Origin of the sequence: Pseudomonas sp. WS 5411 (assembly GCF_012985595.1) — a bacterium.
In the GTDB taxonomy this organism is placed as follows: Bacteria; Pseudomonadota; Gammaproteobacteria; order Pseudomonadales; family Pseudomonadaceae; genus Aquipseudomonas; species Aquipseudomonas shahriarae.
This window is the reverse complement of the sequence record NZ_JAARMC010000011.1, coordinates 85,458-100,567: the sequence shown is the minus strand read 5'-3', so window position 1 is coordinate 100,567 and position 15,110 is coordinate 85,458. Positions and strand designations below refer to the sequence as shown.

The following is a 15,110-nucleotide window of genomic DNA, read 5'->3' as shown; positions in this document are numbered from 1 at the left end:
CTCGACATTTAATCTCGACCTTGACGCGCCTCTCCCTTAAGGTAGGGCGCGAATAGACAACCGGCTGGCCAGGCACTCCCTGGCCGTCGACCCAAGACGGACGCTTATGAACCCGAATTTTCTTGATTTCGAACAGCCGATCGCTGACCTGCAAGCCAAGATCGAAGAGCTGCGCCTGGTCGGCAATGACAATTCGCTGAATATCGGCGATGAAATCTCCCGCCTGCAAGACAAGAGCAAGACGCTCACCGAAGACATCTTCGGCAAGCTGACCAGTTGGCAGATCGCGCGCCTGGCCCGCCACCCGCGCCGTCCGTACACCCTGGACTACATCGACCACATCTTCACCGAATTCGACGAGCTGCATGGCGACCGCCACTTCTCCGATGATGCGGCGATTGTCGGCGGTATTGCCCGCCTGGATGACCAGCCGGTGATGGTGATCGGTCACCAGAAAGGCCGTGAAGTGCGCGAGAAAGTGCGTCGCAACTTCGGCATGCCGCGTCCTGAAGGCTACCGCAAGGCCTGCCGCCTGATGGAAATGGCTGAACGTTTCAAAATGCCGATCCTGACTTTTATCGACACCCCTGGCGCCTACCCAGGCATCGACGCTGAAGAGCGCAACCAGAGCGAAGCGATTGCCTGGAACCTGCGCGTGATGGCGCGTCTGAAAACCCCGATCATCGCTACCGTGATCGGTGAAGGCGGTTCCGGCGGTGCGCTGGCCATTGGCGTCTGCGACCAACTGAACATGCTGCAATACTCCACCTATGCGGTGATCTCTCCGGAAGGTTGCGCCTCGATCCTGTGGAAAACCGCAGAAAAGGCCCCGGATGCTGCCGAAGCCATGGGGATCACCGCTGATCGCCTGAAAGGCCTGGGTATCGTCGACAAAGTGATTGCCGAACCCCTGGGCGGCGCTCACCGCGACCCGGCGGCCGCATCGGCCACCATCCGCGCCGAACTCTGCGCGCAGTTGGACATGCTCAAGAAATTCGACAACGAGGCGCTACTGGCCCGTCGTTACGAGCGCCTGATGAGCTACGGTCTCTAAGCCACTGCATTACCCCTGTGGGAGCGGGCTTGCCCGCGATAGCAATGTGTCAGTGCCAGATGGGTTGACTGGTACACCGCTGTCGCGGGCAAGCCCGTTCCCACATTGGCGTTGTGTCTTGGCTAACGTATTCCAGTTTTGCGGCGGTAACGTGCGATGAAATCAACTCTAACCGCCAAACTCCTGCAAACCCTGGCCCCCTGGCGCGACGCCCCGGCCTGGCAGATCGCCTACTCCGGCGGACTCGACTCCACGGTTCTGCTGCACCTCCTTGCCGACTTGGCAAAAACCCAACCCTTGCCGCCACTGCAGGCTATCCATGTTCACCACGGCCTCCAGGCTGCGGCCGACGCGTGGCCAGCCCATTGCCAGGCGGTCTGTGATGCCGCCGGTGTGCCGCTGCGGGTCATGCGTGTGCAGGTGCCATCGGGTGCAAGCCTGGAGCGTGCGGCCCGTGACGCGCGCTACCAGGCGTTCGCCGAGGCAATCGGCCCAGGTGAGTTACTACTCACTGGCCAGCACCGTGACGATCAGGCCGAGACCTTGCTGTTTCGCCTGCTGCGGGGCGCGGGAGTGCGGGGCCTCACCGGCATGCCCGCCCAGCGATCTTTGGGTGGGGGGCACCTGATGCGGCCGCTGCTGGAGGTGTCGCGAGCCGAACTGGAAACTTACGCCCGCGAGCAGCAGTTGAGCTGGATCGAAGACCCCTCCAACGGCGACCCACGCTTTTCCCGGAATTACCTGCGCCATCATGTGTTTCCCGTACTTACGGCGCGCTGGCCCCAGGCCGTGAATAGCCTGGCCCGTACTGCCGGGCATCTGGCGCAGGCCCAGGGGCTGCTCGATGAGTTGGCGCAACTGGATATGCAGGCCGCTCAACTGCCGTCGGCGTTTCCCTGGCTGGCGCTGCCATCGTTGGCACTTGCGCCACTGCGCGATCTTTCCGACGCTCGGCAGCGCAACGTCCTGCGCTATTGGCTGGCGCCGTTGACGGCGATGCCCGACAGCGAACATTGGGTTGGCTGGAGCGCCTTGCGCGATGCCAAGGAGGACGCGCAGCCGGTGTGGCGTTTGGCTGACGGCCAATTGCAGCGTTGCAACGATCGTATCTGGTGGATACCTACCAATTGGTCAGAGTTTTCCGACAGTCCTTTGAGCTGGTCGCACCCGCAAAACCCACTACAGTTACCTGGCAACGGGCAGTTGTATTTCAGCGGGCATGCCCCTGAAGGCCCTTTGAGCATCCGCTACCGCCAGGGCGGTGAAGTCATGGACGTGCCCGGCCGTGGCCGGCGCGACCTCAAGCGTCTGCTCAACGAAACGGCTGTACCGGGCTTTATCCGTGGCAGATTGCCGCTGCTGTACCAGGGCGGCCGTCTGGTGGCCGTGGCCAACCTGGCAGGGGCCTCGACAGGGCAGGGGGATGACTGGCAATTACATTGGGCGCCACCAACCTGCGATCAAGGTTTGAGCTGATAGCGCCTTTCCGGTAGACTACGCTCCCTTCTTGATACAACTTCTGTGGATTCTCCTGAAACACAGTTGTTGCCGATTACCAAGCAGTCTTTGCTGGGCGATTCCAAAAAATGTGTAGCGATCAACGTACCGGTGTTCCATTGCTGGTCTGTCACAACGCGGCGGTTTTTTTGAAAGGTGCACTGTGATTAATGCAGGTGATCGGGGGCTTCGGCCTTCCTTCGCTTTCCCCGGCGGCTCCGACCGCTTTAACGCAGACTTCTAGGGTTTTTCATGACGCGCTACATATTCGTCACGGGCGGTGTTGTTTCTTCATTGGGGAAAGGCATTGCCTCCGCTTCGTTGGCGGCCATCCTGGAGGCGCGGGGACTTAAGGTCACCATGCTCAAGCTGGACCCGTACATCAACGTCGACCCGGGCACCATGAGCCCGTTCCAGCACGGTGAAGTGTTCGTCACCCACGACGGCGCCGAGACCGACCTGGACCTGGGCCACTACGAGCGGTTCATCCGCACGACCATGACCCAGAACAACAACTTCACCACCGGCCGTGTCTACGAGCACGTGCTGCGCAAGGAGCGCCGTGGTGACTACCTGGGTGCAACCATCCAGGTGATCCCGCACATCACCGACGAAATCAAGCGCCGCATCATCAAGGGTGCAGGCGATGCCGATGTGGCGATGGTCGAGATCGGTGGCACCGTGGGTGACATCGAATCCCAACCGTTCCTCGAAGCCATCCGCCAGTTGCGTTTCGAAGTCGGCGCCAAGCGCGCGATGCTGATGCACCTGACCCTGGTGCCGTACATCGCCACCGCTGGCGAAACCAAAACCAAGCCTACCCAGCACTCGGTCAAGGAACTGCGTTCCATCGGCCTGCAGCCGGACGTGCTGGTATGCCGCTCCGATCACCCGATCGACATTTCCTCGCGTCGCAAGATCGCCCAGTTCACCAACGTTGAAGAACGTGCGGTGATTGCCCTGGAAGACGCCGATACCATCTACAAGATCCCAGGCATCCTGCATTCCCAGGGCCTGGATGATTTTGTGGTCGAGCGTTTCGGCCTGCAGTGCAATGGCGCGGACCTGTCCGAGTGGGAAGCGGTGGTTGACGCCAAGCTCAACCCTGAGCACGAAGTCACCATCGCCATGGTTGGCAAGTACATGGAGCTGCTGGACGCGTACAAGTCGCTGATCGAAGCGATGAGCCACGCGGGCATCAGCAACCGTACCAAGGTCAACCTGCGCTACATCGACTCCGAAGACATCGAAAACCAGGGCACCGCGCTGCTCGAAGGTGTGGATGCGATCCTCGTGCCAGGCGGTTTCGGCCTGCGTGGCGTGGAAGGCAAGATCACTGCTGTGCAGTACGCTCGTGAGAACAAGGTGCCTTACCTGGGTATCTGCCTGGGCATGCAAGTGGCCGTTATCGAGTTCGCTCGTAACGTACTGGGCTGGAAAGACGCCAACTCCACTGAGTTCGATCACACCAGCGGCCACCCGGTCGTGGGCCTGATCACCGAGTGGGAAGATGCCACCGGCGCTGTCGAAACCCGTACCGAAAGCTCCGACCTGGGCGGCACCATGCGCCTTGGCGCACAGGATTGCCTGCTGGAGTCCGGCTCGCTGGTGCACGACTGCTACGGCAAGGACGTGATCGTCGAGCGTCACCGTCACCGTTACGAAGTGAACAACAACCTGCTGCCGCAGATCAAAGCGGCTGGCCTGAAAATCTCCGGTCGCTCCGGTGATGGCAAGCTGGTTGAAGTGGTCGAAGCCCCGGATCATCCATGGTTCGTCGCTTGCCAGTTCCACCCTGAGTTCACTTCGACGCCGCGCGACGGTCACCCGTTGTTCAGCGGTTTCGTTAAAGCAGCACTGACGCAACATCAGAAGAAGGCGTAAACCTGATGGCCCAGAAGATCATTCGCGTAGGCGACATCGAAATTGCCAACGACAAGCCCATGGTGCTGTTTGGCGGCATGAACGTGCTGGAAAGCCGCGACATGGCGATGCAGGTCTGTGAAGAATACGTAAAGGTTACCGAGAAATTGGGTATCCCTTATGTATTCAAGGCCAGCTTCGACAAGGCGAACCGTTCGTCCGTGACGTCCTATCGCGGCCCGGGCCTTGAAGAAGGCATGCGGATCTTCCAGGACATCAAGCAAGCCTTCGGCGTGCCGATCATCACCGACGTCCACGAGCCTGAACAGGCTGGTGTGGTCGCCGAGGTATGCGACATCATCCAGTTGCCGGCCTTCCTGTCGCGCCAGACCGACCTGGTCGTCGCGATGGCCAAGACCGGCGCTGTGATCAATATCAAGAAAGCCCAGTTCCTCGCGCCCCAGGAGATGAAACACATCCTGAACAAGTGCGTGGAAGCGGGTAATGACCAGTTGATCCTCTGCGAGCGTGGTTCGAGCTTCGGCTACAACAACCTCGTGGTGGACATGCTTGGTTTCGGCATCATGAAACAGTTCGAATACCCGGTGTTCTTCGACGTGACCCATGCGCTGCAAATGCCTGGTGGTCGAGCCGATTCCGCCGGTGGCCGACGTGCCCAGGTACTGGATCTGGCCAAGGCCGGTATCAGCCAGTCCCTGGCAGGCCTGTTCCTGGAAGCCCACCCGGATCCGGACAACGCCAAGTGCGACGGTCCTTGCGCTCTGCGCCTGGACAAGCTGGAGCCATTCCTGGCCCAACTCAAGCAATTGGACGAACTGGTCAAGAGTTTTCCGACGGTAGAGACCGCGTAACCCGCGTTTCTCCGGTAAACTTTCCGCGCTTTATGCTCAGGCCCCCGGGCCTGAGTCTTGTCGTCTGCAAGCCTGCCCCGTTGTTCCACCCTTGCGGTCGGTCAAAAGATTTCCTTCAGCTGCGTCGTTTTCGTCAACTTTGGAGTGTTTACAACAATGGCAAAAATCGTCGACATCAAAGGTCGTGAAGTTCTCGACTCCCGTGGCAACCCCACCGTCGAAGCCGACGTGCTTCTCGATAACGGCATCATCGGCAGCGCCTGCGCGCCGTCCGGTGCTTCCACCGGTTCGCGCGAAGCGCTGGAACTGCGTGATGGCGACAAGAGCCGTTACCTGGGCAAGGGTGTCCTCAAGGCAGTAGCCAACATCAACGGTCCGATCCGCGACCTGTTGCTGGGCAAGGACCCGCTGGACCAGAAAGCCCTCGATCACGCGATGATCAAGCTCGACGGCACTGAAAACAAAGGCAGCCTCGGCGCCAATGCGATCCTCGCTGTGTCCCTGGCAGCTGCCAAGGCTGCCGCCCAGGACCAGGACCTGCCGCTGTACGCGCACATTGCCAATCTGAACGGCACTCCGGGCGTGTACTCGATGCCAGTCCCAATGATGAACATCATCAACGGTGGCGAGCACGCAGATAACAACGTCGATATTCAGGAATTCATGGTGCAGCCAGTGGGCGCCAAGACCTTCTCCGAAGGCCTGCGCATGGGTACCGAGATTTTCCATCACCTCAAAGCGGTACTGAAAGCCCGTGGCCTGAGCACTGCAGTGGGTGACGAAGGTGGTTTTGCACCGAACCTGGCGTCCAACGAAGATGCACTGAAAGTGATCTCCGAAGCCGTGGCCAACGCTGGCTACAAGCTGGGCACCGACGTGACCCTGGCCCTGGACTGCGCGGCTAGCGAGTTCTACGAAGATGGCAAGTACAACCTGTCCGGCGAAGGCCAGGTGTTCAACTCCGAAGGTTTCGCGGAATACCTGAAGGGCCTGACCCAGCGCTACCCGATCATCTCGATCGAAGACGGCCTGGACGAGTCTGACTGGGACGGTTGGAAAATTCTTACCGACAAGATCGGCGAGAAGATCCAACTGGTCGGTGACGACCTGTTCGTGACCAACACCAAGATCCTGAAAGAAGGCATCGACAAGAAGATCGCCAACTCGATCCTGATCAAGTTCAACCAGATCGGCACCCTGACCGAAACCCTGGAAGCCATCCAGATGGCCAAGGCTGCGGGCTACACCGCCGTGATCTCCCACCGCTCCGGCGAAACCGAAGATTCGACCATTGCCGACCTGGCTGTGGGCACCTCGGCGGGCCAGATCAAAACCGGTTCCCTGTGCCGTTCCGACCGCGTTTCCAAGTACAACCAATTGCTGCGTATCGAAGAGCAACTGGGCGGAAAAGCCAAATACAACGGTCGTGGCGAGTTTCGCGGCTGAGTAGTTGATGGTAAAAAGACAAAGGATTGTGTCGGAAAACTCGCTGTAGAGTGAATTTGCGCACTAATCTGATGCCTATCAAGCACAAGCCTGGGTCTTCCAGGCTTCGTGCTATCAGTTGCTTCAAAAGTTTTGCATGGCTGTCTTTTTTCACTGGATACCCGATATTCGATGCGCAGTCCCAATTGGTTGTTCCTCGTCCTGCTCTTGCTGCTGGCTGGCCTGCAGTACCGCCTTTGGGTGGGCAATGGCAGTCTGGCGCAGGTGACCGACCTGACCCAGCAAATTGCCGCGCAGCACGCCGAGAACGAGGTGTTGCTGGAGCGCAACCGTGTGCTCGATGCCGAAGTGCTTGAGTTGAAAAAAGGCATGGAGACCGTTGAAGAGCGGGCTCGTCATGAATTGGGCATGGTCAAGGAGGGCGAAACCCTCTACCAGTTGGCCCAATGAGCGCCTGTTTGCCGGCCTTCTGGGCCGTGATTCCTGCCGCGGGCGTCGGTGCCCGTATGGCCGCGGACCGTCCCAAGCAGTATTTGCAGTTGGGCGGGCGCACTATTCTCGAACACAGCCTTGGCTGTTTTCTCGACCATCCGAGCCTCAAGGGGCTGGTGGTCAGTCTGGCGGTCGATGATCCTTACTGGCCCAACCTGGCGTGTGCTACCGACCCGCGTATCCAGCGTGCGGACGGCGGGGCAGAGCGCTCAGGCTCGGTGCTCAATGCACTGTTGCAACTCAATGCCCTGGGCGCCGGCGATGACGACTGGGTGCTGGTGCACGATGCTGCGCGGCCGAACCTGAGCCGTGAAGACCTCGACACGTTATTGGCGCAGTTGGCGGACGACCCGGTGGGTGGCTTGCTCGCCGTACCGGCCCGCGACACTCTCAAGCGTGTCGACAAGCGGGGGCGGGTGGTGGAAACCATTGACCGTAGCCTGATCTGGCAAGCCTACACCCCGCAAATGTTCCGCCTCGGCGCCTTGCACCGCGCGTTGGCCGATAGCCTGGTGGCTGATGCGCTCATCACCGATGAAGCCTCGGCCATGGAGTGGTCTGGCCAGGCGCCACGTTTGGTGGAAGGGCGTGCGGACAATATCAAGGTGACGCGGCCGGAGGATCTGGAGTGGCTTAGGTTGCGGTGGGCTAATCGCCGGTAGGCTGCTGGACCGAGGTGACTTCATCGCAGGCAATCCAGCTCCCACACCTGACCGCATTCCAACAGAGATACGCGGTCAGGTGTGGGAGCTGGCTTGCCTGCGATGAGGCCAGGCCTGACACCCCAGATCACCCGCCATACTCCGGCCGCCCAGCCAACCCCTCCTTCAAGAACTCCACCAACTTGCGCACCTTTGGCGATAAATGCCGCTGTTGCGGATACAGCGCCCACACTGCCGTATTCGGCGGTTGATGGGCTTCAAGCAGTGAAACCAGCGCGCCGCTGTGCAAGTGCTCCAGCACGTAATAGTCCGGCAACTGGCACAACCCCACCCCTTGCAACGCCGCATCCAGCACCGCTTGCCCACTGTTGCAGCGCCAGTTTCCCTGCACGCGCTGGGAAAATTCGCGTCCGTCCTGCGCCAGTTGCCAAATATCCGAACTGCCGATCAGGCAGTTATGCCGGCTCAGTTCCGACAAGCTATGGGGGCGCCCGTACCGCTCCAGGTAGGACGGCGAGGCGCAGAGATACATGCGTCTCGGCGCCAGGCGGCTGGCGACCATTCGTGAATCCTGCAGGCGGCCCAGGCGAATCGCCAGGTCCAGGCCTTCATGCACCAGGTCGAGGGGGCGGTTGCTCAGTTCAATATCCACCCGCAATTGCGGATAAAGCCCCATGAAGCGTGTTACCAACGGCACGATAAAACGTTCGCCATAAGCCACGGCGCAGGTCATGCGCAACATACCCTTGGGTTCACTGGTCAGGTCGCCCACTGCGCGCAAGGCTTCTTCGCGTCCGTCTTGCAGGCGTTGGCAATGTTGCAGAAAGGTCTGCCCGGCCTCGGTCAGCGTGACGCGCCGGGTGCTGCGATAGAGCAGGCGGGTTTGCAGGCGTTCTTCCAGGCGTGCCACCTGGCGGCTGATATGGGACGAGGACACGCCCAGGCGTTCGGCGGCAGCGGTAAATTGGCTGCACTCGGCCACGGCGACGAACTCATCAATGCCTTCCCAGCGGTTTTCAAGCATGGTGATTATCCCAGTACAGCAATAATGTTTTGCTTTTGCCTGGATTATTAATCAATGAGCCATGTTTTACACTGCCCGTCTTACTTTTTAAGCCCCAGGAGAAACCCGGATGATCAAGTCACGCGCCGCTGTCGCCTTTGAAGCCAAGAAACCACTGGAGATCGTGGAAGTGGATGTCGCCATGCCCAAGGCCGGTGAAGTCCTGCTGCGCGTGGTTGCCTCCGGGGTTTGCCATACCGATGCCTACACCCTGTCGGGCGCCGATCCGGAGGGTATTTTCCCGTCGATCCTCGGCCATGAAGGCGGTGCGGTAGTCGAAGCGATTGGCGAGGGTGTGACCTCGGTAGCCGTGGGTGACCACGTGATCCCGCTGTACACCCCGGAGTGCGGCAAGTGCAAGTTCTGCCTGTCGGGCAAGACCAACCTGTGCCAGGCCATCCGCGCAACCCAGGGCAAAGGCCTGATGCCGGACGGCACTACGCGCTTCTCCTACAAGGGCCAGCCGATTTTCCACTACATGGGTACTTCGACCTTTTCCGAATACACCGTGTTGCCGGAAATCTCCGTGGCCAAGATTCCTAAAGAAGCTCCGCTGGAAAAAGTCTGCCTGCTGGGCTGCGGCGTCACCACCGGTATTGGTGCGGTGATCAACACCGCCAAGGTCAAACCGGGCGATACCGTGGCCATCTTCGGCCTCGGCGGGATTGGCTTGTCGGCTGTGATCGGTGCAGTGAAGGCCAAGGCCGGCCGTATCATCGCCATCGACATCAACCCGGCCAAGTTTGAAATCGCCAAGCAGCTGGGCGCCACCGACTGCATCAACCCGAAAGACTACGACCGGCCTATCCAGGACGTTATCGTCGATTTGACCGACGGCGGCGTGGACTTTTCCTTCGAGTGCATCGGCAATGTCCAACTGATGCGCGCGGCCCTGGAGTGCTGCCACAAAGGTTGGGGCGAGTCGGTGATCATCGGTGTCGCCGGGGCCGGCCAGGAAATTTCCACCCGTCCCTTCCAGCTGGTGACCGGTCGCGTCTGGCGCGGTTCGGCTTTCGGTGGCGTGCGTGGCCGCAGCGAGTTGCCAAGCTACGTGGAAATGGCCCAGAGCGGTGAAATCCCGTTGGATACCTTCATCACCCACACCATGGGCCTGGAAGATATCAATAAGGCGTTCGACCTGATGCATGAAGGCAAGAGCATTCGTACCGTCATCCATTTCTGAGGTCGGCCATGAGTCTGCAAAACCTGTCATGCCAGAAGAGCTTCGGCGGCTGGCATAAGCGTTACAAACATCATTCCGATGTGCTGGACTGCGACATGACCTTCGCCGTCTACCTGCCACCCCAGGCGGAGCAGGGCGGCAAGTTGCCGGTGCTGTACTGGCTGTCGGGGCTGACCTGCACCGATGAGAACTTCATGCAAAAGGCCGGCGCGCAACGTATGGCGGCCGAACTGGGAATGATCATCGTCGCGCCGGACACCAGCCCCCGTGGGCCGGGTGTACCGGGCGACCCTGACAATGCCTGGGACTTTGGCCTGGGTGCCGGGTTTTACTTGAATGCCACGCAAGAGCCGTGGAGCAAGCACTATCGGATGCATGACTATGTAGTGCAGGAATTGCCGGCGTTGGTTGAAGCGCATTTCCCGGCTTCCGACAAGCGTGGCATCAGCGGGCACTCCATGGGCGGCCACGGTGCGCTGGTGTGTGCCTTGCGCAATCCTGGGCGCTACCAGTCGGTGTCGGCGTTCTCGCCGATCAACAATCCGATGGATTGCCCTTGGGGGCAGAAGGCTTTTTCTCGCTACCTGGGGGAAGAGCGTTCGAAGTGGCGCGAATGGGATGCCTGCGTGCTGATCAGCGAAGCCTCGGAAAAACTGCCGTTGCTGGTGGACCAGGGCGATCGCGACGACTTCCTCGCGACCCAGCTCAAGCCCGAGGCCTTGCAACAAGCCGCCAAGGCCGCCGGCCATCCGCTGGAGCTGCGCCTGCAGCCGGGTTATGACCACAGCTACTTCTTTATCGCCAGCTTCATCGAGGACCACTTGCGTCATCATGGACGTGCTTTGCTCGGTTAATGTCCGGCAAAAGTAGGTAGAATCACGCCCTGAATTAACTCGGGGCGTTTTTTTATGCGTATTGGCCACGGCTATGATGTGCACCGTTTCGCCGAAGGCGACTTCATCACCCTGGGCGGCGTGCGCATTGCGCACCACCATGGGTTGCTGGCTCATTCCGACGGCGACGTTGTGCTGCATGCCTTGAGCGATGCCTTGCTCGGTGCGGCGGCGTTGGGGGATATCGGTAAACACTTTCCGGACACCGATCCCACCTTCAAGGGCGCGGACAGTCGCGTGCTGCTGCGGCATGTGGTCGGCCTGATCCATGCCAAGGGCTGGAAGGTCGGCAATGTCGATAACACCATCGTCGCCCAGGCGCCCAAAATGGCCCCGCATATCGAGTCGATGCGCGCAGTGATTGCCGCCGATCTGCAAATAGAACTGGATCAAGTCAACGTGAAAGCCACCACCACCGAAAAACTCGGGTTTACCGGTCGAGAAGAGGGCATCGCCGTGCACTCCGTCGCCTTGTTGCTGCGCGCATGAACGACCTGCAACTGTTGGGGCCGCGGGCCTATGGTGAAGCACTGGGCAGCGCGGTACTCAAGGCGACGGCTGAGGACTTCCAGGTGGACGAGGTGCTGGATATCCCGCTGACCGGCGAGGGCGAGCACCTGTGGCTGTGGGTGGAAAAGCGTGGCCTGAACACCGAAGAGGCCGCGCGGCGCATTGCCAAGGCTGCTGGCGTGCCCTTGCGCACGGTCAGCTATGCCGGCCTCAAGGATCGCCAGGCGCTGACCCGCCAGTGGTTCAGCGTGCAACTGCCCGGCAAGGCCGATCCAGACCTGAGCGCGGCGGAAAACGACACCCTGAAGATCCTCAAGACCGCCCGCCACAAGCGCAAGTTGCAGCGTGGCGCCCATGCGGCCAACGGTTTTACCCTGCGCCTGACCCAACTGGTCGGTGACCACGCCGCGATCGATGCGCGCCTGCAACTGATCGCCCAACACGGTATCCCCAACTATTTCGGCGCCCAGCGGTTTGGCCATAACGGCGGCAACGTCGTCGATGCCCGCGACTGGGCGGCCCGCAAGGCCCTGCCGGAGCAGCGCAATGTGCGTTCGCGCCTGCTGTCGACCGCGCGCAGCTTTGTGTTCAATAAAGTGCTGGCGGCGCGGGTTGCCGATGGTTCATGGCAGCGCGCCCAGGTCGGTGACTTGCTGGCGTTCACCGACAGCCGCAGCTTTTTCCCGGCCGGGGAGGCGGAGTGCAGCGATCCGCGCCTGGCCATCCTCGACCTGCATCCCACCGGCCCGCAGTGGGGTGAAGGCGAATCGCCCGCCAGCGGCGCCACCCATGCGCTGGAGCAAACCGTCGCAGCGAGCGAAGGAGACCTGTGCGATTGGCTGGCCAAAGCCGGCATGAGTCAGGAGCGACGCATTCTGCGACTGCCCATTGGCGGGTTGACGTGGCATTATCCCGAGACTGACATTCTGCAATTGGAATTCGTCCTGCCGGCCGGATGCTTCGCCACTGTTTTGGTGCGCGAGCTTGTTGATCTGGTGCCGGTGGGGCAGACGGACAGCCCATGCGTATTCTGATATCTAACGACGACGGGGTCACCGCACCCGGCCTTGCCGCGCTTCATGCTGCGCTGGCCGATTACGCCGAGTGCGTGGTGGTTGCCCCGGACCAGGACAAAAGCGGCGCCAGCAGTTCGCTGACGCTCGACCGTCCTTTGCACCCGCAAACGTTGGCCAACGGCTTTATCAGCGTAAATGGCACGCCGACCGATTGCGTGCACCTGGCGATCAACAGTTTGCTGGCCGATGAGCCGGATTTAGTGGTTTCCGGGATCAACCTGGGCGCCAACCTGGGCGATGACGTGTTGTACTCCGGCACCGTGGCGGCGGCCCTTGAAGGGCGTTTCCTGGGGCGCACGGCATTTGCCTTTTCGTTGGCGTCGCGGCAGGTGGATAACCTGGCGACCGCCGCGTACTTCGCGCGCAAACTGGTGGAGGCCCACGACACCCTGGTGCTGCCGCCACGTACAGTGCTCAACGTCAATATCCCCAACCTGCCCCTGGACCATATTCGCGGTATCCAGTTGACCCGCCTGGGCCATCGCGCCCGCGCCGCGGCACCGCTGAAAGTGGTCGATCCCCGTGGCAGGGAAGGCTACTGGATTGCTGCAGCGGGCGACGCCGAGGATGGCGGGCCGGGCACGGACTTTCATGCGGTGATGCAAGGTTATGTTTCGATTACCCCGTTACAACTTGATCGCACCTTCAATGATGCCTTCGGTGGTCTCGATCCCTGGCTGGAGGGGCTGCGCTGATGGCTCGTGAACAGGACGACCTGTTGCGCCGTGGCATCGGCATGACCTCCCAGCGCACCCGTGAGCGATTGATCCAGCGGCTCTACGAAGAGGGGCTGTCCAACGCCCAGGTGTTGGAAGTCATCCGTCGTACCCCGCGTCATCTGTTTGTCGATGAGGCCCTGGCCCATCGCGCCTATGAAGACACCGCGCTGCCCATTGGCCATAACCAGACCATCTCCCAGCCCTACATGGTGGCGCGCATGAGCGAGCTGCTGCTGGCGGCGGGCCCGCTGGACAAAGTGCTGGAAATCGGCACCGGCTCCGGCTACCAGACCGCCGTGCTCTCGCAGCTGGTGGAGCGGGTGTTTTCCGTCGAGCGGATCAAGGTCCTGCAGGACCGGGCCAAGGAGCGCCTGGTGGAGTTGAACCTGCGCAATGTGGTGTTTCGCTGGGGGGACGGCTGGGAGGGCTGGCCGGCATTGGCGCCCTATAACGGCATCATCGTGACGGCCGTGGCCACGGATGTGCCTCAGGCGCTTCTCGACCAACTGGCCCCGGGCGGGCGCCTGGTGATTCCGGTCGGCTCGGGCGAAGTACAGCAACTGATGTTGATTGTGCGCGAAGAAGAAGGTTTTTCGCGGCATGTCCTGGGGGCAGTGCGTTTTGTGCCGTTACTTAATGGGCCGCTGGCCTGATCATTTATGACGGCGTACTGAATTCTATTGTCGGGTATGTGTCTTACAGCGGGGTTCATTGAGTCAACATCAAGTTGGGTAGTTACTCAACGAGATGAATTTTTCGTTTCTACCTTGTTGCCGGTTAACGTCCGGCAGCCAGTTATACTTGCTACATATTTCAAGCCTGATACAGGCGTTCATGTTTCAGCCACCACAAAGGGAGCGGCGGGTGAGTCTCACAGTCATTGCGCAGCGTATGAGTAAAACGAGCTTTCAGCGACTGGTGATTGGCCTTGTCTTGAGTTCCTTGTTGGCTGCCTGTTCCAACACAGGCGGCGGGGCGCGGGTCGTCGACCGCAATAGCGCGGCACCGCAGCGGCCTACGGTGACCACCGGGCAGTACGTGGTGCGCAAGGGCGATACCATGTTCTCGATCGCCTTCCGTTATGGTTGGGATTACAAGGCGCTGGCCGCGCGGAACAACATCCCAGTGCCCTATACGATTCATCCGGGGCAAACGATACGCTTCGATGGGCGCACGGGTTCGGCACCCACGGCAGTTGTGACAAAATCCGGTTCCTCGGCTTCTTCTTCCAGCAAGACGACGGTCTTCACCCGGCCTGCAGGCACCGCTGCGCCGGCGGCTGCGAGCAAGCCGGCAGCCGCGCCGTTGCCACCTGCGGGGCCTGCGCCGAAGGGTTGGGGATGGCCCTCGAATGGCATTCTTATTGGAAAATTCTCTTCAAACGGTAGTTTGAATAAAGGCATTGATATCGCCGGGGATTTGGGACAGCCTGTTTTAGCTGCGTCTGATGGGACTGTTGTATACGCCGGGAGTGGTCTACGGGGTTACGGCGAATTGGTCATCATCAAACACAGCGATACCTACGTCAGTGCCTACGGTCATAACCGCAGGTTGTTGGTTCGGGAGGGGCAGCAGGTCAAAGTCGGACAGACAATTGCCGAAATGGGGTCGACTGGTACAGACCGGGTGAAACTGCACTTTGAGATTCGCCGCCAAGGTAAGCCTGTAGATCCACTGCAATTCCTACCCCGGCGTTGATGTGTTGTCAGCCTGTTCCCTCACGTAGAAGGAACAGGCTCCAGCGTTGCCAAGGATAAAGGCGTCGCTTGAGCTTGAGGTC

Annotated in this window: 15 protein-coding genes; 14 read left to right on the top strand and 1 reads right to left on the bottom strand. The window is 60.5% G+C overall.

All coding sequences use genetic code 11. The annotated features are described in order from the left end of the window. Window positions 1-106: 106 nt before the first annotated feature. From HBR93_RS16685 to ispD, 7 genes are all read left to right on the top strand, one after another. Complete coding sequence (locus tag HBR93_RS16685; protein WP_029297260.1) at window positions 107-1,054, top strand: acetyl-CoA carboxylase carboxyltransferase subunit alpha; 948 nt, start codon at window positions 107-109, stop codon at window positions 1,052-1,054. 156 nt (window positions 1,055-1,210) lie between these two features. After that, a complete protein-coding gene (tilS, locus tag HBR93_RS16680; RefSeq protein ID WP_169960719.1) occupies window positions 1,211-2,530 on the top strand; it encodes a tRNA lysidine(34) synthetase TilS in 1,320 nt (439 codons plus the stop codon). 273 nt (window positions 2,531-2,803) lie between these two features. Next, window positions 2,804-4,435: a CTP synthase gene (locus HBR93_RS16675; protein WP_057439891.1), complete on the top strand. Its 1,632-nt coding sequence runs from the start codon at window positions 2,804-2,806 to the stop codon at window positions 4,433-4,435. Between the two features lie 5 nt (window positions 4,436-4,440). Further along, complete coding sequence (gene kdsA / locus HBR93_RS16670) at window positions 4,441-5,286, top strand: 3-deoxy-8-phosphooctulonate synthase (protein ID WP_057439889.1); 846 nt, start codon at window positions 4,441-4,443, stop codon at window positions 5,284-5,286. Between the two features lie 156 nt (window positions 5,287-5,442). Continuing rightward, window positions 5,443-6,732, top strand: a complete 1,290-nt coding sequence (eno, locus tag HBR93_RS16665; protein WP_029297253.1) for a phosphopyruvate hydratase — start codon at window positions 5,443-5,445, stop codon at window positions 6,730-6,732. Between the two features lie 171 nt (window positions 6,733-6,903). Then, a complete protein-coding gene (gene ftsB, locus HBR93_RS16660) occupies window positions 6,904-7,182 on the top strand; it encodes a cell division protein FtsB (protein WP_029297251.1) in 279 nt (92 codons plus the stop codon). Further along, window positions 7,179-7,886, top strand: coding sequence for a 2-C-methyl-D-erythritol 4-phosphate cytidylyltransferase (gene ispD / locus HBR93_RS16655; protein WP_169960718.1), 708 nt, complete (start codon window positions 7,179-7,181; stop codon window positions 7,884-7,886). Before ftsB ends, ispD begins: the two co-directional genes overlap by 4 nt. A gap of 127 nt (window positions 7,887-8,013) precedes the next feature. Here the strand turns inward: ispD and HBR93_RS16650 are convergent, their stop codons facing one another. After that, on the bottom strand, window positions 8,014-8,910 hold the full coding sequence (locus HBR93_RS16650) for a LysR substrate-binding domain-containing protein (RefSeq protein WP_038446476.1): 897 nt from the start codon (window positions 8,908-8,910) through the stop codon (window positions 8,014-8,016). 109 nt (window positions 8,911-9,019) lie between these two features. Here HBR93_RS16650 and HBR93_RS16645 point away from each other — a divergent pair, with 109 nt between their 5' ends. The 7 genes from HBR93_RS16645 (at window position 9,020) to HBR93_RS16615 (ending at window position 15,028) form a co-directional block, all read left to right on the top strand. Continuing rightward, the gene (locus HBR93_RS16645) at window positions 9,020-10,132 is read left to right on the top strand and encodes an S-(hydroxymethyl)glutathione dehydrogenase/class III alcohol dehydrogenase (protein ID WP_057439887.1); all 1,113 of its coding nucleotides are present in this window, start codon (window positions 9,020-9,022) and stop codon (window positions 10,130-10,132) included. An 8-nt stretch (window positions 10,133-10,140) separates the two neighbouring features. Further along, window positions 10,141-10,986 carry an S-formylglutathione hydrolase gene (fghA, locus tag HBR93_RS16640; RefSeq protein WP_115127535.1) on the top strand — a complete coding sequence of 282 codons (846 nt, stop codon included), beginning with the start codon at window positions 10,141-10,143 and terminating at the stop codon, window positions 10,984-10,986. Between the two features lie 54 nt (window positions 10,987-11,040). Then, window positions 11,041-11,514 (top strand): 2-C-methyl-D-erythritol 2,4-cyclodiphosphate synthase, encoded by a 474-nt coding sequence (ispF, locus tag HBR93_RS16635; RefSeq protein ID WP_029297241.1) that lies wholly within the window; start codon window positions 11,041-11,043, stop codon window positions 11,512-11,514. Beyond that, window positions 11,511-12,569 (top strand): tRNA pseudouridine(13) synthase TruD, encoded by a 1,059-nt coding sequence (gene truD / locus HBR93_RS16630; protein WP_169960717.1) that lies wholly within the window; start codon window positions 11,511-11,513, stop codon window positions 12,567-12,569. Before ispF ends, truD begins: the two co-directional genes overlap by 4 nt. Beyond that, window positions 12,557-13,306 (top strand): 5'/3'-nucleotidase SurE, encoded by a 750-nt coding sequence (gene surE / locus HBR93_RS16625; protein ID WP_169960716.1) that lies wholly within the window; start codon window positions 12,557-12,559, stop codon window positions 13,304-13,306. Before truD ends, surE begins: the two co-directional genes overlap by 13 nt. A gap of 41 nt (window positions 13,307-13,347) precedes the next feature. Further along, window positions 13,348-13,983 (top strand): protein-L-isoaspartate(D-aspartate) O-methyltransferase, encoded by a 636-nt coding sequence (locus tag HBR93_RS16620; RefSeq protein ID WP_169865481.1) that lies wholly within the window; start codon window positions 13,348-13,350, stop codon window positions 13,981-13,983. Window positions 13,984-14,194: 211 nt separating this feature from the next. Next, window positions 14,195-15,028, top strand: a complete 834-nt coding sequence (locus HBR93_RS16615) for a peptidoglycan DD-metalloendopeptidase family protein (protein ID WP_115127538.1) — start codon at window positions 14,195-14,197, stop codon at window positions 15,026-15,028. The last annotated feature ends 82 nt before the right edge of the window (window positions 15,029-15,110 follow it).